The 20,466-nt window shown below is 34.9% G+C and carries 19 protein-coding genes; 4 read left to right on the forward strand and 15 right to left on the reverse strand.

Annotation, left to right across the window (positions count from 1 at the left end; all coding sequences use genetic code 11):
- Nucleotides 1-67: 67 nt before the first annotated feature.
- Both pheS and H6X70_RS02945 read right to left on the reverse strand, forming a co-directional pair.
- Complete coding sequence (pheS, locus tag H6X70_RS02940) at nt 68-1,087, reverse strand: phenylalanine--tRNA ligase subunit alpha (protein WP_194766187.1); 1,020 nt, start codon at nt 1,085-1,087, stop codon at nt 68-70.
- A gap of 160 nt (nt 1,088-1,247) precedes the next feature.
- Complete coding sequence (locus tag H6X70_RS02945) at nt 1,248-1,604, reverse strand: hypothetical protein (protein ID WP_194766188.1); 357 nt, start codon at nt 1,602-1,604, stop codon at nt 1,248-1,250.
- 174 nt (nt 1,605-1,778) lie between these two features.
- On the opposite strand from H6X70_RS02945, the gene H6X70_RS02950 reads away from it, so the two are divergent.
- Nucleotides 1,779-2,336, forward strand: coding sequence for a CvpA family protein (locus tag H6X70_RS02950; protein WP_194766189.1), 558 nt, complete (start codon nt 1,779-1,781; stop codon nt 2,334-2,336).
- Between the two features lie 9 nt (nt 2,337-2,345).
- Here the strand turns inward: H6X70_RS02950 and H6X70_RS02955 are convergent, their stop codons facing one another.
- From H6X70_RS02955 to H6X70_RS03015, 13 genes are all read right to left on the reverse strand, one after another.
- Complete coding sequence (locus H6X70_RS02955; RefSeq protein ID WP_194766190.1) at nt 2,346-4,220, reverse strand: SulP family inorganic anion transporter; 1,875 nt, start codon at nt 4,218-4,220, stop codon at nt 2,346-2,348.
- Between the two features lie 176 nt (nt 4,221-4,396).
- Nucleotides 4,397-5,023: a carbonic anhydrase family protein gene (locus tag H6X70_RS02960; RefSeq protein ID WP_194766191.1), complete on the reverse strand. Its 627-nt coding sequence runs from the start codon at nt 5,021-5,023 to the stop codon at nt 4,397-4,399.
- Between the two features lie 78 nt (nt 5,024-5,101).
- Nucleotides 5,102-6,694, reverse strand: coding sequence for a SulP family inorganic anion transporter (locus H6X70_RS02965; protein WP_194766192.1), 1,593 nt, complete (start codon nt 6,692-6,694; stop codon nt 5,102-5,104).
- A 93-nt stretch (nt 6,695-6,787) separates the two neighbouring features.
- Nucleotides 6,788-7,084 carry a hypothetical protein gene (locus tag H6X70_RS02970; protein ID WP_194766193.1) on the reverse strand — a complete coding sequence of 99 codons (297 nt, stop codon included), beginning with the start codon at nt 7,082-7,084 and terminating at the stop codon, nt 6,788-6,790.
- A 57-nt stretch (nt 7,085-7,141) separates the two neighbouring features.
- On the reverse strand, nt 7,142-7,900 hold the full coding sequence (locus H6X70_RS02975) for an SH3 domain-containing protein (protein WP_194766194.1): 759 nt from the start codon (nt 7,898-7,900) through the stop codon (nt 7,142-7,144).
- Nucleotide 7,901: 1 nt separating this feature from the next.
- A complete protein-coding gene (locus H6X70_RS02980; protein ID WP_194766195.1) occupies nt 7,902-9,680 on the reverse strand; it encodes a BatD family protein in 1,779 nt (592 codons plus the stop codon).
- A gap of 48 nt (nt 9,681-9,728) precedes the next feature.
- Complete coding sequence (locus H6X70_RS02985; protein WP_194766196.1) at nt 9,729-10,580, reverse strand: tetratricopeptide repeat protein; 852 nt, start codon at nt 10,578-10,580, stop codon at nt 9,729-9,731.
- 37 nt (nt 10,581-10,617) lie between these two features.
- Entirely contained in the window at nt 10,618-11,658 is a 1,041-nt protein-coding gene (locus H6X70_RS02990; protein ID WP_194766197.1) for a VWA domain-containing protein, read from the reverse strand.
- Nucleotides 11,659-11,803: 145 nt separating this feature from the next.
- Entirely contained in the window at nt 11,804-12,808 is a 1,005-nt protein-coding gene (locus H6X70_RS02995; RefSeq protein WP_194766198.1) for a vWA domain-containing protein, read from the reverse strand.
- Nucleotides 12,808-14,475, reverse strand: a complete 1,668-nt coding sequence (locus H6X70_RS03000) for a hypothetical protein (RefSeq protein WP_194766415.1) — start codon at nt 14,473-14,475, stop codon at nt 12,808-12,810. Before H6X70_RS03000 ends, H6X70_RS02995 begins: the two co-directional genes overlap by 1 nt.
- A 97-nt stretch (nt 14,476-14,572) precedes the next feature.
- A complete protein-coding gene (locus H6X70_RS03005) occupies nt 14,573-15,439 on the reverse strand; it encodes a DUF58 domain-containing protein (RefSeq protein WP_194766199.1) in 867 nt (288 codons plus the stop codon).
- Between the two features lie 77 nt (nt 15,440-15,516).
- Complete coding sequence (locus H6X70_RS03010) at nt 15,517-16,518, reverse strand: AAA family ATPase (RefSeq protein ID WP_410529807.1); 1,002 nt, start codon at nt 16,516-16,518, stop codon at nt 15,517-15,519.
- A gap of 184 nt (nt 16,519-16,702) precedes the next feature.
- The gene (locus H6X70_RS03015; RefSeq protein ID WP_194766201.1) at nt 16,703-17,806 is read right to left on the reverse strand and encodes a DUF4382 domain-containing protein; all 1,104 of its coding nucleotides are present in this window, start codon (nt 17,804-17,806) and stop codon (nt 16,703-16,705) included.
- A gap of 226 nt (nt 17,807-18,032) precedes the next feature.
- Here H6X70_RS03015 and H6X70_RS03020 point away from each other — a divergent pair, with 226 nt between their 5' ends.
- Genes H6X70_RS03020 through H6X70_RS03030 form a run of 3 tightly spaced genes read left to right on the forward strand, consistent with a single transcriptional unit; the run spans nt 18,033 to nt 20,386 of the window.
- Entirely contained in the window at nt 18,033-18,785 is a 753-nt protein-coding gene (locus tag H6X70_RS03020; protein ID WP_194766202.1) for an SDR family NAD(P)-dependent oxidoreductase, read from the forward strand.
- A gap of 42 nt (nt 18,786-18,827) precedes the next feature.
- Nucleotides 18,828-19,217, forward strand: a complete 390-nt coding sequence (locus H6X70_RS03025) for a four helix bundle protein (protein ID WP_194766203.1) — start codon at nt 18,828-18,830, stop codon at nt 19,215-19,217.
- 35 nt (nt 19,218-19,252) lie between these two features.
- Complete coding sequence (locus tag H6X70_RS03030) at nt 19,253-20,386, forward strand: ATP-binding protein (RefSeq protein WP_194766204.1); 1,134 nt, start codon at nt 19,253-19,255, stop codon at nt 20,384-20,386.
- Nucleotides 20,387-20,466: the final 80 nt, after the last annotated feature.

The raw sequence follows: 20,466 nt of genomic DNA on the forward strand, positions 1-20,466 counted from the left end.
AAAATATAATGGAATAAAAAAAGCCGATACAATGTATCGGCTTAGATTATTTTATGAAGTGTTTGTTTTACAAGGCGCTTTTAAACTGCTCTAAGAAACGCACATCGTTCTCGCTAAGTAATCGAATATCGCCTATTTGATGTAATAACATAGCGATACGATCGATACCCACACCAAAGGCAAAACCTGAATATTCGTTGGTATCTATGTTACAATTTTCTAAAACGTTAGGATCTACCATACCGCAGCCTCCAATTTCTAACCAACCGGTACCTTTAGTAATTTTATAGTCGGTTTCGGTTTCTAAGCCCCAATACACATCAATTTCTGCGCTTGGTTCTGTAAACGGAAAGTACGACGGACGTAATCGTATTTTGCTTTTTCCAAACATTTCGGTTGTGAAATGCTGAAGTGTTTGTTTTAAATCGGCAAAACTCACGTCTTTATCAATATACAAACCTTCTACTTGATGGAAAAAACAGTGTGAACGCGCCGAAATCGCTTCGTTTCTATACACGCGACCTGGCGAAATAGTACGAATTGGTGGTTTATTATTTTCCATATAACGCACCTGCACCGAACTGGTATGTGTACGCAATAAAATATCTGGGTTCGTTTGAATAAAGAAGGTATCCTGCATATCGCGTGCTGGATGGTATTCTGGCAAATTAAGCGCTGTAAAGTTGTGCCAATCATCTTCAATCTCCGGACCTTCACTAACGTTAAAACCAATACGTGAAAAGATATCGATAATTTGATTTTTAACTATAGAAATAGGATGACGTGCCCCAATGTGAATTGGCTCTCCCGGACGCGATAAATCGCCGTAAACCCCTTTAACTTCATCCTTATTCTCTAAGGCTTCTTTTAAATGATTTACTTTATCTTCGGCGGTTTTTTTAAGCGCATTTATGGTTTGTCCAAATTCCTTTTTCTGGTCGTTTGCAACATTTTTAAATTCGGCAAAAAAGTCGTTTAACAAACCTTTCTTTCCTAAGTATTTAATACGGAATGCTTCAACCTCGTCTTTGGTTTTGGCTTCAAAAGCTTCTGCTTCAGCAATTAGGTCTTTTATCTTATCTATCATATCGTCATTTCAAAAATGAACGCAAATTTACTACTTTTTCGCGATTTGCGTTAGGGATTAAAGAGGAAATCCTTTTTGAGAGCTCCGAACAAAAAGATTGGAACGGAAAGCCCGACCTTTAGGTAACCTGCCAGCCGGCAGGCTAGCGCCCAAAATATTTTTAATTGATATATTCGGTTTCTAAAAAGTAATTTACAATGGCTTCCTTCATTAAAACGCTTTGCTCGCCTGCCTTTAAATGTGGCAAGTTTTCTAGGGTTTTATAGTGTGGCCAACCTTCATCATCGACAAAATCGAGTTCGTAATAGCCATAAGGCACCAAAAGTTTACAAATGGCAATGTGCATAAGGTCCAGCTTTTGGTCTTTTTTAAAAGTTCTATCTAACTGCCCAAGCTCTTGCACACCAATTAAATAGATGATCGCATCGAGATCCATTGGGTCGCCATCGGCAAATTGACTAGATAATTTATTAACTACCAATTCCCAGCGTTCCTTTAATTGTTCGTCTCTAGACATTTCTTTTTTAAGTTTAAAAGACTCAAAGTTTCACAGTTTCTGAGTTTCAGAATTTCTGCGTTTCTAAGCTCATTCTTTTTTCGGCAGTAAAGTTACGTAATGGCTAGGTAACTTGACAAGTGTTAGCTGAAAAAGGACAGAAATTATTATATATTTACAGAAATATTAACAATTATGGGCGTTATTGATATCGTTTTAGGGGCATTGATTTTATTCGGGTTGGTTCGCGGGTTTATGAAAGGGCTTTTTGTTGAAGTAGCTTCGTTGGTGGCTTTAATTGCCGGCGTTTATGGCGCGCTTCATTTTAGTAATTTTGCTGCCGATTTTTTACAAAGTAAAACCGATTGGGAAGAAAAAACAATTAGTATTGCTGCCTTCGCCATTACTTTTGTGGTTATTGTTTTAGCTATTGGTTTAGCAGGCAAAGCGCTAACCAAGTTGGCTAATTTTGCTGCTTTAGGCATTCTTAACAAGCTTCTGGGAGGTGTTTTTGGGGCATTAAAAATTGCACTTATTTTAAGTGTAATTTTAAATATTTTTGACCGTATGAATAATACGATTACATTTCTTGAAGACGACACAGTAAAAAATTCCATACTATACGAACCCGTAAAATCTATTGTGCCTCTTATTTACCCAAGTGTTTTAGAAGAAACTGAAAAACTGAATTCAGATGAAGATATCACCGATGAAATGGAAGATGAAACTCCAATTCTTAATCAAGAAGCTTAAATTATTACGCTAATTTGTGCCGTTGTGTTTCGCTATTATATTTTGTTTGATCCACTGTAAACAGGTTTTAAAATCTTTAAAAATATGTGCCTTAGGAATTAACTGCGGAATAATTCCAATGCGCTCCATCATGTATTTAGGCTGTTTTAGAAGGTCGACAAACAAAACTTCAACGTTTTTTTTATTTAAATCCTGAAGCATATCCTCCATAGCATACAATCCCGATTGATCCATGTATTGCATACGCCCCAATCTTAGAATAACGGTTTTGGCTGAATCTGGGATTTGAGCGGTAAGCTGCTGAAAATCGCTAGTGGTTCCAAAAAACAATGGCCCTTTAATGTGTTTTATAAAAACTTCTTCTTTTAAATTGGCAGGAAAATCGCCTTCATCGTCCCAGGCTTCTTCCTTGAGTGGTTTAACATCGGAACGTTCGGCCGTTAAATCGCCTATTTTCTTCATAAACATTAAGGAGGCGATAATCAGCCCAATGCCTACGGCGTAAACTAAATTCCAAAAGGTTGAAAGTATCAATACGATAACCATTATTAAAACTTCGGAACTGATTTTGAAAAGTCCGAAATTCATATCTTTTGGCAAACTAGGTATGGCTTTAATACCTTTAAAATCCATAACTCCAAAACCAACAGTTAATAAGATCCCTGCCAAAACAGCTGCTGGAATACGAGAAGCTACCGGACCTAAACCTAGCAAAATGGCTAACAGCATGATACTTGAAATCATTCCCGATAACTTCGTTTTTCCTCCAGAAGTAATATTCACAACGGTTCTAATGGTTGCGCCTGCTCCTGGAATACCTCCAAAAATGGCTGCGATACTATTTCCTATCCCTTGACCCACCAACTCTTTGTTCGGTTTGTGTTTGGTTTTGGTCATATTATCGGCAACTACACTGGTTAACAAAGAATCTATAGCCCCTAAAAGTGCTAAAGTAAGTGCCGTGAAAACATAGGGCGTCACGCTTGCAAGTTTAAATTCTGTAAAAATACCGAGATTGGGAATGGGCAATCCGCTAGGGATTTTGTCGATAGGACGATAATCTAAACCAAAAATAACCGCAATTGCCGACATAACAGCTAAAGCCACCAATGTACTAGGAACGGCTTTAGTTATTCTTTTAAAACCGTAAATTATGATTATGGTTCCGAGGGCTAATATTAATTCTAGCCAATTAATATCTTTTAACGCGCGAGGAATGGCCTTAATAGCACCCAATGCTCCCGATGTTTTTTTAGCAGCCAGGGTTTGCGATTCAACCAAAATATCTTCTTGTGAAATATGGTGTGAACGCTCAATAGTTTCTTTAAAATTTTCAAGAACAAGAATACCTTCGCCTGCTTCTTCTCTAAGAATGTTTTCTAATATGGCTTCTTCGGCTTGCGGTTTAAACTGTTCAACAAAAGGCATATCTTCTTTTGGATAATACCCTAAGGCTGGCAGTATTTGCGTCATAATAATAATGAGACCAATGGCCGTCATAAAACCAGAAACTACAGGATAAGGAATGTAACGAATGTATTTCCCTAATCCTAAAACACCCAAACCTACTTGCATGAGTCCCGCTAATAAAAAAACGGTTAGTACGGTAGGTAAGGCTTTGGAAACATCGCCATCGTTTGCTGCAACAATACCTGCTATAACCACCATGCTTACGGCGGTCATGGGTGCTGTAGGCCCTGAAATTTGCGTGTTAGTACCACCAAAAAGCGCAGCAAAAAAACTTATAAAGATAGCCCCGTAAAGGCCTGCGGTTGGTCCAAGACCAGAAGACACACCAAAAGCTAAAGCTAGAGGAAGGGCAACTATACCAGCTGTAATTCCTCCAAAGGCATCGCCTCTTATATTCGAAAACAACTTCTCCATACACTTACTTGTAAATCATTAAGTTAGCGTATTTTTTTGTAAAAAAAAAGTCAATACTTGAAGTATTGACTTTTTTGTTTTGCTATTTATTAATCATAGTCATAACATAAAGCTATTGAAAAATCAGAGTTTATCTAGCTTTATATGGTATACCCATCCGTTTTCACGGATATTTTTTAATAGAATTCTACAGCACCTGTACTGATATCGTACATCGCTCCTACTATTTTAATTTCACCATTTTTTTCCATTTCTGATAGAATCGGACTTTCAGCATGAATTCTATCAATGGTTAATTCTACATTCTTTTTAGCTACTTCATCAACAAAATCTAAATTTTTAGATGTTCTTAATGCTTCATCTTTAGGTGCTTCAACAGCATTAACCGCCGGCGTAATTTTTTCGATTAGCTTAGTTAAATTTCCTAACTCGGCATGATCGCAAGCGCCTTTTATTGCTCCACAGCTAGTATGTCCTAAAACAACAATAACTTTAGTCCCCGCTAATTTACAGGCAAATTCCATACTACCTAAAATATCTTCGTTTACAAAATTACCTGCTATTCGAACGCTGAAAATGTCTCCTAAACCTTGGTCGAACACCAATTCTGCAGAAACTCTAGAATCGATACAGCTTAAAATTGTTGCAAATGGAAATTGTCCTTCACTAGTATCATTTACTTGCTCTAGTAAATTTCTGTTTGCTTTTAAGTTATTTTGAAATCTTTGATTTCCTTCTTTTAAAAATTGAATTGACTTCTCAGGTGTAATTGTAGCCTGTGTTTCTTGAGTATGTGCTTTCATAATATGCTTTTATTTATAATGATTGTTTTCAAGTTTGAGTCATTCATCAAGGAATAACTCAAACCTTCATACTTATTTTTAGCTTAAACTTATTTTTGATTTAGGACGGTTACGGAAAAACTCGAAATAACTATCTGGATTTTCTACTACACCACGTTTTGAAATCAGTTTAATATCAATATTGCGTTCTTTTGCCTTGTGTGAAAAATCGTCTAAAATTTCAATAATATCATTATCCAAATACCTTGTTTTCATAAGATCTAATTCTAGATATGTTTCATTTGGCAAGTTATCCAATTCTTTCAAAATCGCACCTTTATTGAAAAACGTAACTTCTTCAGCTAAAGTCATGCTAATTTTATGTTTACCATTACTTTTATCTTCAATGTGTAAGAAGTGAGAGTTTTGGTAACTTTTTAATAAAATTACGATGACACCAACTAAAAGCCCTAAACTGATTCCTACCAATAAATCGGTGAATACAATACCTAAAATAGTCACCATAAACGGTACAAATTGTTTCCAACCTAAACTGTACATTTTCTTGAATAAAGCTGGTTTTGCTAATTTGTAACCAACAACTAATAAAATAGCTGCAAGTACAGATAATGGAATTTGATTAAGTAGTCTAGGAATTAAAATTACCGAAACCAATAATAATAAACCATGTATAATGGTTGATAATTTAGTTTTTCCACCAGATTGCACGTTTGCTGAACTTCTTACAATAACCTGAGTAATAGGCAAACCACCTACCAAACCAGAAACAATGTTTCCTGCACCTTGAGCTAATAACTCACGGTTTGTTGGTGTTACATTTTTATCTGGATCTAATTTATCACAAGCCTCCACACTTAATAAAGTTTCTAAGCTTGCTACCAATGCAATGGTAAAAGCAACTACCCACACTTCAGGATTTGTGATAGCTCCAAAATTTGGAAAACTAAACTGCCCTAAAAAGGAATTAATATCATCTGGAATTGGCACACTAACTAAGTGTGATTCTGCAATTGCCAACGTATCATTTGATCCCGTAAGCACGTAAAAAATAATACCCAAAACCACAGCAATTAATGGCCCTTGTATTATCGTAAAAAATTTAGCTTTCTTAGCTAAAACATTATCCCAAAATAATATAACAGCTAACCCTATTAAACCAATAACTAATGATCCTAAGATAAGATTATCAAATACATTAAATATTGCTGAAAATGTATTTTCTCCAGAAGCTTCAATAAAGCTATCTGCGCCTTCTGGCTCGGCATCATATCCAAAAAAGTGAGGGATTTGCTTTAAGATAATGATGATACCAATACCTGTTAACATCCCTTTAATTACTGAAGATGGAAAATAATAACCAATAACTCCGGCTTTTAAAACACCGAAAATTAATTGCATAATACCAGCTAAAACTACAGCTACTAAAAAGTTCTGATAACCACCTAAAGTACCAATGGCAGTTAATACAATAGCAGCTAATCCTGCTGCAGGACCACTAACACCAAGTTTTGAGCCACTAAGCCCACCAACAACTACACCACCAATAATACCAGCAATAACGCCCGAAAATAATGGCGCGCCACTGGCTAACGCGATTCCTAAACATAATGGTAAGGCAACGAAAAATACGACTATACTCGCTGGTAAGTCATTCTTAATATATTTAAACATACATAATAAAATTTTGCTTTTTGATGAAAATCACACCATTAGCGGTTAAAGATAAATAGACAAAATTAAATTGTCTGAGACAAAACAATAATATTATGTAAAATCGGGAGGAGGAGAAACTAAATTAAAATACGGGTTGGAGTACGTTTTAAACACATAAGGCATCGTGTTTTCTTGAGTACTTAACAGAAAAAGTGACTCACTATTCAGTTCTTCAAGAACTATAACTTCTTTAGTTACATTTTTTGTAGCGCCTTTTTCTTCTTCTTCTGCGTATGAATAATAAAATGAAACATCAATCGAATCATCAACCATCTTGATAATTGTTGGTGCTGCAATGAACGCCAAAAAAATCATAGATAATATAGTAGAAATGAATTGTCTTGACATTAACTTTAGTTATTTGGGTAACAAATATATAACTTATAAGAAAATATCCTATAGAATTTAAAGTTCATTTAACATTTTAATATCATCTGAAATAACCCAACCTGTTTTACCATCGGTGAGTTTTATTTTTTGCCAATCGTTGTAAGTTTCCAACACTTGAACCTTAGTGCCTTCATGCAATCTAAAGGCCTCTTCACTTTTTGGGTTTGGTGTACTTCGCACTTTACTTTCTTGCACAAAAACAATAGCGGGATTGTCTTTTTTATCTAAATTAAATTTATGAAATGCTAGAGATAAGGTGATACAAACGAGTGCTAAAACAACAAAACTACCAACAAAGGTTAAACGTTTTATACCTGTTGAATATGAAAAATAATACACCAAAAATAAAATCACAAAACAAAACACAAAAACGACTGAAGTAATTGCCCAACCATCAAAGGTCATTTTATCGGTAAAATTATGAATTAATTTAGCTAGTCCGGTTTCAGGAATCACATCAATAGCATCGATGGTCATGTTTTTAGCATAGGCTAAATTATTTTTAATATCGTTGTCATTAGGCTCCAATTGCAATGCCTTTTCATAATAATAAATACTTGGCGCGATATTATTCAGCTTATAATTGGCATTGGCTAAATTGAAATACAAGTCGGCAGACTGCTGCCCTGTTTCTAAAATAGCTTGGTAATTGTCTATAGCTTCGGCGTATTTTCCATCGTTGTAAAACGCATTGCCTTTTTCAAATAAATCTTGATTTTGAGCAAAAACGCCAAAACTTAATAAAAACGATATGGTGTATAATAGAGTTTTCATTTTAACGTGCTTGTTTATCAATTAAAGAAATTGTTTGTCCAGCCTTTTCAAAATCTTCTTGCATGGTAACCACATCGATAGGCGTGTAACGCGCTAATTCGCAACGTTCAATAAGGCTAATAAAATCGTTTACAACCTGAGTATCTACCTGTTTTGTAGTTAAGATTTCAGTGATTTTATCTTTACTCATATCACTAGTCTCAATATGCAATTTGGCTTTAAGATAGTTATGCAATGCTTTTTCTAAAGCAATGTAAAACGCTTCTTTTTGTCCTAAAGATTTCTTGGCATTACTCAAATATTTTTTAACCAATTTATTGGCTCTTCTTACTTTATTTCCTGAAACATCGGCAGCTCTGGTCGCTCTTTTATTTCGAATAAGAATAGCGATAGGAATGGCTAAAAATGGCAACAACAGTAAACTCCAAAACAACTTAGTTTTAAAGAAAAAGTCTTGCTTAATGGCCGAAAATGTTGTGGCTGTTTTTATAAACGCAAAATGATCGCTATTTAAAACCACAGCTTGCTTATTTGAATTTGAAGCATTCTGGTTGTTAGCATCTGTTGAATGACTTGCAGGCCCGTTTAAAACGTTAATTAGAATTTCATCGGAAGACAAACGCTTATACGAATTAGATTTTAAATCGAAATACGAAAATGAAATACTAGGTATTGGATACTTCCCTTTAAACTGAGGAACTATCGTATAACTATCGGTAATGCTTCCTTGCATACCAGCTAAATTCGTTTTTACATTTTCATTATGCTCTGGCTCGTAAACCTCTAAAGAACTCGGCAACGATACTTTGGGCAACTTAAACAATTTTAAATTACCACTACCTTTTACTGCAATTTTAAGCTGCAACGATTCGGTAGCATCAAGCTCAGTTTTTGAGGCATTTACATCGAATGTAAAATCGCCAACTGCACCAGTAAAATCTAATGGTTTTCCAGCTTCGGGCAATGCTTTTACATTTATCGTTTTTCGTCCTGCCGAAATGGTTCTATTAACACGAGACATTAAAGTACTACCAAAAATATCACGACGGTTTGTTGGTACGCGAAGTGCAATATCTAAACTTAAAGGCTCAATCTCTAATTTTCCTGTTTTTTGCGGATATAACACCGCTTTTTTATACACTAAGAAACGATAATCTTCTCCATTATATTTACCATTCTGAACTTGTTCGTTCTGAGTATTAATAATCTGACTCCAAAAATCGCTGTACTTTGGCGAGTCGATTTCATTCATATGATCCACCCCAATAGTTGGCGAGATATACAATTTATAAACCACCGTAATGGCTTCATTTAAATATGGATTTGCTTTTGAAACCTCAGCAACAAGATGCACTCCTTCCGAAGCTAAATACGAAGGATCGTTCGGGTCTTTAGGAATGTCTACCGCAGCAGTAACCTCAATTTTTTGAGCTATGGTTTTATAGGTTTTCCCCTGAATAACAATAGCGGCCTGCCCAATAGTAAACACCCCTCTTTTTTGAGGAGACAAAAAGTAACTATAGGTTTTTTTATAGGTTCGAACGCCGTTTATCCACGAATTACTAACCGATTGGTTTGGCCCTCCAACCACCGAGAAATTTGAAAAATCTGGCGGATTAAAATTATCACCATCCTGATTCATTACAAAATCAACACGCAAACGCTCGTTAATTCCTAATTTCTGTTTACTTGTTTTCATAACAAATTCCACCTCTTGAGCAGAAGCGAAACTTGTAGAAAGTATGATTAAAAATATTGATATGTACTTTATAAAACTCATAAATTTACGAATCGACATTAACGATTAACGAACAGGTTTTAATCTGCTCTACCAATCCTTTTCTGTTTTAATTTTTACACCTTTTTGTTTTTCGGCGTTTATTTTATCTTGAACTTCCTGTTCTTGGTTGTTCATGGCTTCTAACAAATTCTTTATTTGCTGAGGCGATAATTGTCCAGGCTTAGGCTGTGGCTGGCTTTTTTCCTTTTCATCTTTATTCTTATCGCTTTTGCCCTCATCTTTTTTATCGTCCTTTTCATCTTCTTTAGGCTTACCTTCATCATCCTTTTTATCGTCGCCTTCTTCTTTATCTTGGTCGCCTTGATCTTTGTTTTCGTCCTTGTTATCGCCTTCTTTATCTTTATTATCTTTATTATCTTGGTTTTCTTTATTGTCTTTGTTTTCGTCGTTCTTATCCTGATCTTGGTTTTGGTTATCCTGTTGTTGCTCTGCACAAACCTTTGCTACCCCTAGATTATAACGGGTTTCATCATCGGAAGGATCGTTTCTTAAGGCGTTTTTATAAGCTTCAACAGCTTCTTTACATTTTTTATTCTGCATTAAAACATTACCAATATTATGGAATGCTTTATGCTTTTCGTCTTTTGAAGTTGCTGCCTTTGCCGCCTGTTCCAAACGGAATAAAGCTTCTTCAAAATTACCGCTTTTAATATAAGTATTGGCTAAATTATATGCCGCAGCTACCGATGATGATTGCTTCGAAATGGCTTTGCGGTAGTCCATTTCGGCAGTTGAAAAATCTTCTTTCTCTGCCAGTTTATTGCCTTCAAACACAAAATCGTTAGCTTTTTTAGCAGCCAACGCTTGTGCTTTATCTTCGTCTTGCGAAAAAGAAAAAAGCGATATAAAAAGTACTAAACCTGTTATTATTTGTTTCATTGTTATTCTGCTTTTTAGAATCACGCTTTCGCGGAAACTAAAGATTTTCATTAAATAAATTCAACTTTTTTAACCACCCCGTTTTGCGTTCCAGAAGGAAAATATCGAGGAGCAAAAAGAAAATTCCGAAACCTAAAAACCATTGAAACTGATCTTTAAAATCTGCAAATTCCTTGGCTTCAAATTCGGTTTTATCCATGGCATTTAAAATATCACGAATTTCATCAACCACAGATTTTGTGTTTTTCCCATTAATATAAACCCCATTTCCTGCCGAAGCAATACTTTTTAAGGTCTCTTCGTTTAACTTGGTGATAACCGTTTCGCCTTGGTTGTCTTTTTTATAATTTAAAACAACACCATTGCGTTTTTCAGGAATGGGACCACCTTTCACATCGCCAACACCAATGGTAAAAATACGAATACCTTCATCGGTACTAGCAGATTCTGCAATAGCTGTAGAAGCTTCACTATGATCTTCGCCATCGGAAATTATAATAAGCACACGATTGGTTTGTTCGGCGTTATCAAAATAGGTAGTCGCCAATTTAATAGCTTCGTTAATTGCTGTTCCTTGCGAGGATAACATATCGGTATTCATGCCTTGTAAAAACATTTTTGCCGAAGCATAATCTGTTGTTATAGGTAACTGGGGAAAGGCTTTTCCAGCGTAAGCGATAATCCCAACACGGTCGCTAGCTAAATTATTTATAATTTGAGTTACCAATTGTTTTGACTTCTCTAATCGGTTTGGCGCAATATCTTCAGCCAACATACTTTTAGAAACATCGACGGCAAAAACAATATCTACACCCTCGCGTTTTACCGTTTCTAGCTTGGTACCCACTTTAGGATTTACTAAGGCAATGGCCAAACACAAAAAAGCCAAACTTAAAACAACAACTTTTAAAACGCCTTTAAAAACTGAGCGGTTAGGACTTAATCGTTTTAATGAATTTTTATCGGCAAACTTATTTTGCGCTCTATATCTCCAAAATTGAAGCACCAAAAAGAGTAGGATTATTACAGGAATAATACCTAACGCCCAAAACCATATTTTTTCTTCTAATTGATACATTAATTGTTTATTTGTTTTTCGTTGATACGTTTAACTGTTTAACCACGAATACGAATATCTCATTTATCTTTTTCATGCCCTCCGTCTTCAGTCTTCAGTCTCCCGTCTCAAAATCTTGTCTCTTGACTCCTGTCTCTAAACCCAACTAAACAAAACTCCTAAATACCGTAAAACGCAATAGCAATTCGATTAGCAGTAATAAGCCAGCTAAAAGCACTAACGGACGGTACATTTCTTGGTAATTATAGTACTTAAACTCTTCAACTTCGGTTTTTTCAAGTTTATTAATTTCCCCGTAAATTTCTTCAAGCTTTTCGTTATTGGTCGCTCTAAAATATTTTCCGCCGGTAACCTGTGCAATTTCTTTTAATAAATCTTCGTCAATTTCAACTTGAACGCGTCCGTATTGAAAATTACCATTTGGCAAAACAGCTACGGGAGACAAGGCCATACCGTTAGTTCCTAAACCAATGGTATATGTTTTTATGCCGTATTCCACCGCTAATTCGCTGGCTATTTTAGGATCGATAAAACCTGAATTATTAACCCCATCGGTTAATAAAATAATCACTTTGCTTTTGGCTTTACTGTCTTTTAATCGGTTTACAGCCGTTGCTAACCCCATACCAATAGCGGTACCGCCTTCAATGATATTATTGTATTTTATACTTTTTAACGAGCGCAACACTATAGCTTTATCGCTGGTTATAGGTGTTTTTGTATAACTTTCGCCAGCATATTCCACCAACCCAATTCGGTCGTTCGGTCTGCCTTTTATAAAGTCGGCTGCCACGTCTTTTAAGGCTTCCAAGCGGTTTGGCTTTAAATCTTTTGCCAACATCGACCCCGAAACATCAATAGCCATAACAATATCGATACCACGAGTGGTTTTTGTTCTTGAAGATACATCTACAGAACGTGGTCTTGCCAAAGCCGTAATTAATAAAGCTAAAGCTATTAGCCTTAAACCAAACATAAGGTGTCTTAATTTGGGCAACCAAGAATTGGTAACTTTAAAACCTTTTAAACTTGATATTTTTAATTCTGCGGTTTGCTTTTGATGTTTAAACACATACCATAATATGGCTAACGGAAGCGCCAACAGTAACCAGAAAAACCCTTTATTTAAAAATTCTACGCCTTCAAACATTATTTTTCTGCTTCTTTAAGTTCAACTGAATTTAAAATGCGTTCTACCATTTGCTCTGCGTAAACATCGTCATCATCATGAAAAATTATAATTTGCTGCACCACATTTTCAGAAGCAAAACCTAGCATAACATATTTACCTTTTTCAAAATGTTCTGTATTTGGAATAGGCAGATCCATGCTACCAAAAACCTTCATGCCTTCAGCTCCATTTGGCGTTACAAACTTTTCCTTTTTTGTGATGATGTTTTGTGCGCCAGTAGATTCGAAATTTTTCAAACTAGAATCTAAAACTTGCTGAATATCAATTTTATGTTCACTTTGTTCTTGACCCTGGCCTTGCCCTTGATTAATTAGTTTTGTAGTTGCTACGGTAATTTGAAACTTTTGAAGCAAACTGCCATAACTAAATTGGGTGATTTTCATATTCTGAGCCATCTCGGCAGGCAACTCGGGCGTTGTACGCTTTAAAACCTGCGGTGTTGAAATGGTAATGGGCGGAATACCGTATTGGCTTGTTACCCATTCGCCTTCTAAAAGTTCCTTGCTATCATGCCCAAAAATGGTGTCTTTTACATAACCAAAACCATATTTTAACGAAAATCCTGTTAAGGTTGCTAATAACAAAAAGACACTAATACCAACGGTAAGCCAAACTTTTTTACGTTGCTTTTTACGCTCTTGTTCTAATCTGTATTTTTCGTCTAACAGCTTTTCTTCTTCGGTAGGTTCTGGCAAGGCTTCTTTAACCTGATCGATTTCAACATCAATGGTGTTTCTATCTAATTTTGCCAACTCAATATCTGGTGCAGATTTTGCGAATTTCACCAAATCGGCACGCTTTAAAATGCTTTCTATTTTTTTGATATCGTCCAGACTTAAATCAACTTGATTGCCTTCTTTTAATAAGTTTAAATGATTAATAAGTTCGTCGGTGGTACTCTCTAAAGCACGGTCGTAAACTTTTTCATCTAAATATTTTCGGATGATAAAGGTTAAATCGGAATAATAATCTTTTAAATTTTCATGTTCTAAATATTGGCTCTCATCTAAGGCTTTCAAGGCCAATTTCGCACGATCGTAAGGTGGTAATAAAGCTATTTTCTCTTCTTCGGTTAATGGTTTTTGTCGCCAAATAAACCAATACAACAAAAAACCAACCAGGCCTAATATTAAAAGAGTGATTAAAACATATTGCCACCAATTGCTGCTACTTTTTTCAACAGCAATTATAGGTTTTATGTCGTAAAGTCCTTTAGTGGTATCGACCACGACGTTATGCACTTCAACTTGCACAGAATCGGTAAAAAAGGTTTTATCGCCAATTAAAATTTTCTGTCTTGGAATGGTGTATTTTCCCGAATCGAATTGTGTTAATCCGTATTTCTTAATTAAGTTGAATTTATCTTTATTCTTAAGAGTATCAACATCATAAGAATCAATCATCTCCAATGGTGAAAATGTTTGCCCTTCTGGAAACACCACCAAATTAGTTGAATCTGTTTCAACCTGAATATGATACGTAATTTGAGCCCCAATTTTTATAGACGTTGAATCTACAGTCGATTTTACCTGTGCAAACGAGAAAAAAGCGTGTAGAAAAAAGACTAATGACAGGAGACGGAAGACCGGTGACGGAAAACCAGTGACGGAAGACCGATGACTGATGACCGAAGACGGAAGACCGGAGACTGACTTCTTTTTATTTAATTGTATATTTTGAAACGTATCTCTTTTCACTTTTAAATTTTAATTTTAACTAAGATTAACCTCTTTGTTTAAAATATCCCAGCAGCTTTTTAACATAACTTTCATCAACACGACAATCAATACTGCCTGCACCAGATTTGTTAAAGCTTTCTTTGTAGTAGTTTACCTTGTCATGATAAAATTTAGCGTAGTTGCGACGTACGGTTTTAGACGATGTGTTAACCAACATAAGTTCGCCTGTTTCTTCATCTTGCATTTGCACCATGCCTAAATTCGGGATGTCTTCCTCGCGTTTATCGTAAATTCTTATGCCTGTAACATCGTGTTTTCCTGAAACAATTTTCATGGTTTGATGATAATCGTCGGCAATAAAATCGCTTAGTACAAACACAATCGCTTTTTTCTTCATTACATTTTGCAAGAATTTTAAAGCTTCGGCGAAATTGGTTTTTTTACTTTCTGGTTTAAACTCGATTAATTCGCGAATAATACGAAGTACATGCGAACGTCCTTTTTTAGGCGGAATGTAAAGTTCAATGTTATCTGAAAACAAAATGAGCCCAATCTTATCGTTGTTTTGGGTTGCCGAAAATGCTAAAGTTGCTGCTATTTCGGTAATCACTTCATTTTTAAACTGCTCGGCGGTACCAAATAATTCAGAACCCGAAACATCAACCATAAGCATCATGGTGAGCTCGCGTTCTTCTTCAAAAACCTTCACATAAGGTTCGCTGTATCTTGCAGTAACATTCCAATCAATATTTCTAACATCGTCGCCAAATTGATACTGACGCACTTCACTAAAAGTCATACCACGCCCCTTGAAGGTAGAATGATATTCCCCTCCAAAAATATGATCAGACAATCGGCGTGTCTTAATCTCTATTTTTCGTACTTTTTTTAGTAATTCTTTAGTATCCATTTTTCAATTGTCTATTGAATATTTATTATTGATTAATTAAGTATTAATAATCAATTGTTATTTATCAATTGTCAATTTTAAGGAACTTCTATCTCGTTTACAATTTTATTGATAATATCTACCGAGGTTATATTTTCAGCTTCAGCTTCGTAAGTAATCCCGATTCTGTGTCTTAACACATCGTAAACTACGGCGCGAACATCTTCAGGAATCACATATCCTCGACGTTTAATAAAAGCGTAACATTTTGCAGCCGTTGCTAAATTGATACTACCACGTGGTGATGCTCCAAATGAAATTAATGGTTTTAAATCGCCCAATTTATATTTCTCTGGATAACGGGTTGCGAAGATGATATCCAAAATATATTTTTCAATTTTTTCGTCCATGTAAACCTCACGAACTACTTCTTGTGCTCTTAAAATTTGAGACACAGAAACCACAGGATTTACTTTTTCCCAAGCGCCTTTTAAATTGGCTCTCATAATAAGTTGCTCGTCGGCAATTTTAGGATAATCAATCACTGTTTTTAACATAAAACGATCGACTTGCGCTTCAGGTAAGGGATAAGTTCCTTCTTGCTCAACCGGGTTCATGGTTGCCATAACTAAAAATGGTTTATCCAATTTAAAAGTTTCATCACCAATAGTCACCTGCTTTTCTTGCATGGCTTCTAATAAAGCCGATTGCACTTTTGCTGGCGCTCTGTTAATCTCATCTGCCAATACAAAATTTGCAAAAATGGGTCCTTTTTTAATTGAGAAATCATTCAGCTTCATGTTATAGATTAATGTTCCTGTAACATCGGCAGGTAATAAATCTGGAGTAAACTGAATACGACTAAAACTACCATCTACCGCTTGAGACAATGTATTAATAGCAAGTGTTTTTGCCAAACCAGGCACCCCTTCTAATAAAATATGCCCTTGCCCTAACAAACCAATAAGTAAACGCTCGACCATGTGTTTTTGACCTACTATTACTTTATTAATTTCTAGCATTAGTAAATCTACAAAAGCACTTTCCTTTTCAATTTTTTCGTTAATTGACTTAATATCAATTGAACCTGTTTCTTCCATCATTTTTTGTTTAATTAAAAGCCCGAATATACTTTCCTTTTTTGAGCTATGCAAAGTGTTAAAAAAAATCTTTAAACCTTGTTAACAATTGGTTAAAATATAAGGCTTTAATGAGTTAATAATAACTTAAAAAGAGCAATACCATATGATATTGCTCTTTTTAAAACAGGTTATAAAATCTAAATTACGGAACTAAACTCATCGTAGCATTTACAATTTCATTTTCTCCAGACTCTACTGTAATTTCTATATTTTGAGTAACATATCCCGTTGCGCTAATTGTTAACGTATATGCTCCTGAGGCCACACCTTCTATAATGTATTGATTTTCATTATCAGTTTCAACGGCAGTTAAAGCTTCGTCATTTATTGCTACTGTTGCAACTACACCTTCTGCTAAGCCACTAATGGTTCCGCTAATTGTTCCTTTTTTAAGCATTAACTCAATTGGACTTGCAATAACGGTTTTTTCTCCATTAACTACAACAACACCTTCTGCAATACCATAATCATATTCTGATGCGTCATCAATTGGAGTAACTATAACATCATATGTACCAGCTGGCACGCCCCATAATGCGAAACTTCCATTTTCATCTGTTAATGCAGTAATAACAAAATCATCCTCGGTATCTTCAGTCCCCATATCATCAACTAAAACATGCGCCATAGCAGGCATGGTAGATGGTGAAACAGTACCTTCAATAATTCCTGAATTTGTTTCTAAACTCGCATAAAGAACAGGCTTTAATATAATATTATCCGAATTTCCAGCATGCACAATAGATTTAGCAACATCAAAATCTAAAATAAAATCATAAGCATAACCTGCTTCAATGTCTTCATTTATTTTAAGCTTCAATCCAGATTGCTGGGCACTAGGTGTTTTCAAATCATAAGTTTCATCTTGATCATTATCATTTTTAATAACAATGGTATTCCCGTCACCTAGAACCAATCTCATCTGACTTAAAGTCCCTTCTGGAATTGGAAATCTTTCCACAAGCACTTTACTCATCCCGCCTGTAAAGTCTAAAAGGTTTACAATTCCTGAATCAACCTCTAATGACATCCAACCTTCTTCGTCTTCAGCATTGTTATCCATTTTAATCATCACGTCAACAATTTCAACATTGACGGCTTCATAATCTCCAGGCGCATCCACAAGCCTAATAGAAATAGTTGGATCACCTTTTTTAATCGAATCTGACTCTGAATCATTACAAGCCACTAAAAAGCTTAAAAAAAGTAAGGGTAGAATTAATGCAAATCTTTTGATACTAATCATAATGTTTTCTTTTTATGTTTAAAATTGTTATACAAAATTATATACGAGCCATATCTTGTTTTAGGATGTTTTTATTTTAGAAACTATAGATTTCAAACAATTAAATAAGCCTTAAAATTTAATTCACGCTCAAGACTACTATATTAAAATCAGTTTATTTATTTTTATGTACGAAATGCTAATAAATTAATTAACAGCTATTAAGTTAGTGTAAATACTTTAATAAATGAGTAAAATTGCCCTAATAACAGGAGCAACTAGCGGAATTGGTGAAGCTACCGCTTACGAATTTGCAAAACAAGGCATTCATTTAATTCTTTGCGGAAGGCGTGTAGAACGTCTAAACACCATTAAAACGGCTTTAGAAAAGCTTACTTTAGTACATATTTTAAATTTTGATGTGCGCGATAAAGCCGAAACCCTTAAAGCAATTGCTTCGATTCCAGAACCTTTTAAAAACATTGACATTTTAGTGAATAACGCAGGAAACGCCCATGGTTTAGACCCCATTCACGATGGCAATCTGGACGATTGGGATGCCATGATGGATATCAACGTAAAAGGCTTGCTTTATGTGAGTAAGGCCATTATCCCTCAAATGACTGCGCGTCAATCTGGACATATAATTAACATTGGCTCTTCGGCAGGCAAAGAAGTTTACGCCAAAGGTAATGTGTATTGCGCCAGTAAACATGCGGTTTTAGCTATTACTGAAGGCATGCGTATTGACTTAAACCCTTACGGAATAAAAGTAAGTGCTATAAATCCAGGTTTGGTGCAAACCGAATTTTCGCAAGTGCGTTTTAAAGGCGGCGAAGAAGCTAATTCGGTTTACAAAGGATTTAAGGCGCTTGAAGCCAAAGACATTGCTGATATTATTTATTTTACCGTTTCCAGACCCGCTCATGTAAATATTGCCGATTTATTAGTATTTCCAACGGCGCAAGCCAATAGCTCGATAGTGAATAAGAAGTTTTAAATGCATTAATTATTATTTATTTTCATTATTTATTCAAGGTATATGGCACATTATAGTTCGTTTGAAAGTTTAGAAGTTTATAAAGAAGCCACCAGCTTTTGTGACGATATTTGGAATACTATAACACATACAACACTTAGCAAAGATTATAAATTAAGAGAACAAATAAATGGTTCATCAGGCTCTGTAATGGATAATATTGCAGAAGGTTTTGGAAGAGGAGGTAATAAAGAATTTATTATGTTTTTATCATTTTCAAAAGGTTCTTGTTGTGAAACAAAAGCGCAATTATTAAGATGTTATAACAGAAATCATATTGATAAAATAACTTATCAAAAACTAAATAACAAAGCTGATGATCTTATTAATCAACTTTCAAAATTCATGAATTATTTAAAACACTCAAATCGCAAGGGCGCAAAATTTGATTAAACTTGAATAAATAATAAAAAATAGACAATCGTCAAATGATTAACAAACGCCTACTCATAAAACACCTTTTGGCTCATAATGATGAGAATAGTTTTTACGACAAAAAACGTAAAATTGATATTGGACAAAAAGAAGGGAAGGCAAAATTTTTAAAACATGTTTGCGCGCTTTCTAATAGCAATCCTAAAAACAATTCCTTTATCGTTATTGGGGTTGAAGACGATGATAACGCGATTATTGGTGTCGATTTTTTTGATGATAGCAAAATTCAAAACCTCATCAATGCCTATTTAACCAATCCGCCTATAGTACAATACGAGAACATTCCGTTTCCACATTTGCCCAACAATAAATTTGTTGGCTTGGTTACAATAAGACCTAATGATAAAATTACCTCGCTTAGAAAAAACATTTGGAAATATTTTGGAGGTTCGGTCTTTTTTAGAGATGGCAGTATAAGCATGCCTAAAGTTTTCGATATTGAAATTAAGGATGTGAATTCTAAAATTGTACAATCTATAGAAAACAATTCACAAAACAATATTGAGCATACCCTTGATGGCGTTTTCGATTTTATGAATAGTCGTGTAGATTACAACGCGCAGTACAAAGTTTTTAAAGAATATTTTGTGGTTTGTTGGGCTGGGCAAAAAAAGCTTGTGAAAAATGACATATTCTACTCTAGAGTAGATTTAGAACTGATAAATGAACAAGTACGTTTGTTTTTTTCGGCTTTAGATGAAGTTTCCATAACCATAACCGACAACCAGTTTAAAATTATTGAATATGTGAATTTAGGCCTTCAAAACACTACCAGATATTACCCTTTAGAAGAAACTGTTATTAATTTTGAAGACAATGCCCAATACAATATTGAAACCACTTTATTGTTTGTTCCTCCTAAATTCGACAAAAAAGCATTACACCACATCTATAATGCTAACAATGCCATTTTAGAAAAACTTAAAAAAGGAATAGCCCTTACTGCTGCAGAAGAAATCGATTTAAATAACCTGCCTGCAACTTATTTAATTTGCTACCTCAATCAGTTTGAAAATGCCATCAATAAACTTACAGAAGCAAAACCCTACCTAAAAAACTACAACGGAGAGGTTTATAGACTTTATAAAGAAACCTTGCGTATTTTAAGGAAGGTGAAGTACAATTAACATTTGTTAATAAGTTTTACATTAACTTCACATTAAATATTTTGATTTGTGAGAAAAAACATTAGTTTTGCCTTGCTATT

The organism is Tamlana sp. I1 (genome assembly GCF_015355625.1).
Taxonomy (GTDB): Bacteria; Bacteroidota; Bacteroidia; order Flavobacteriales; family Flavobacteriaceae; genus Pseudotamlana.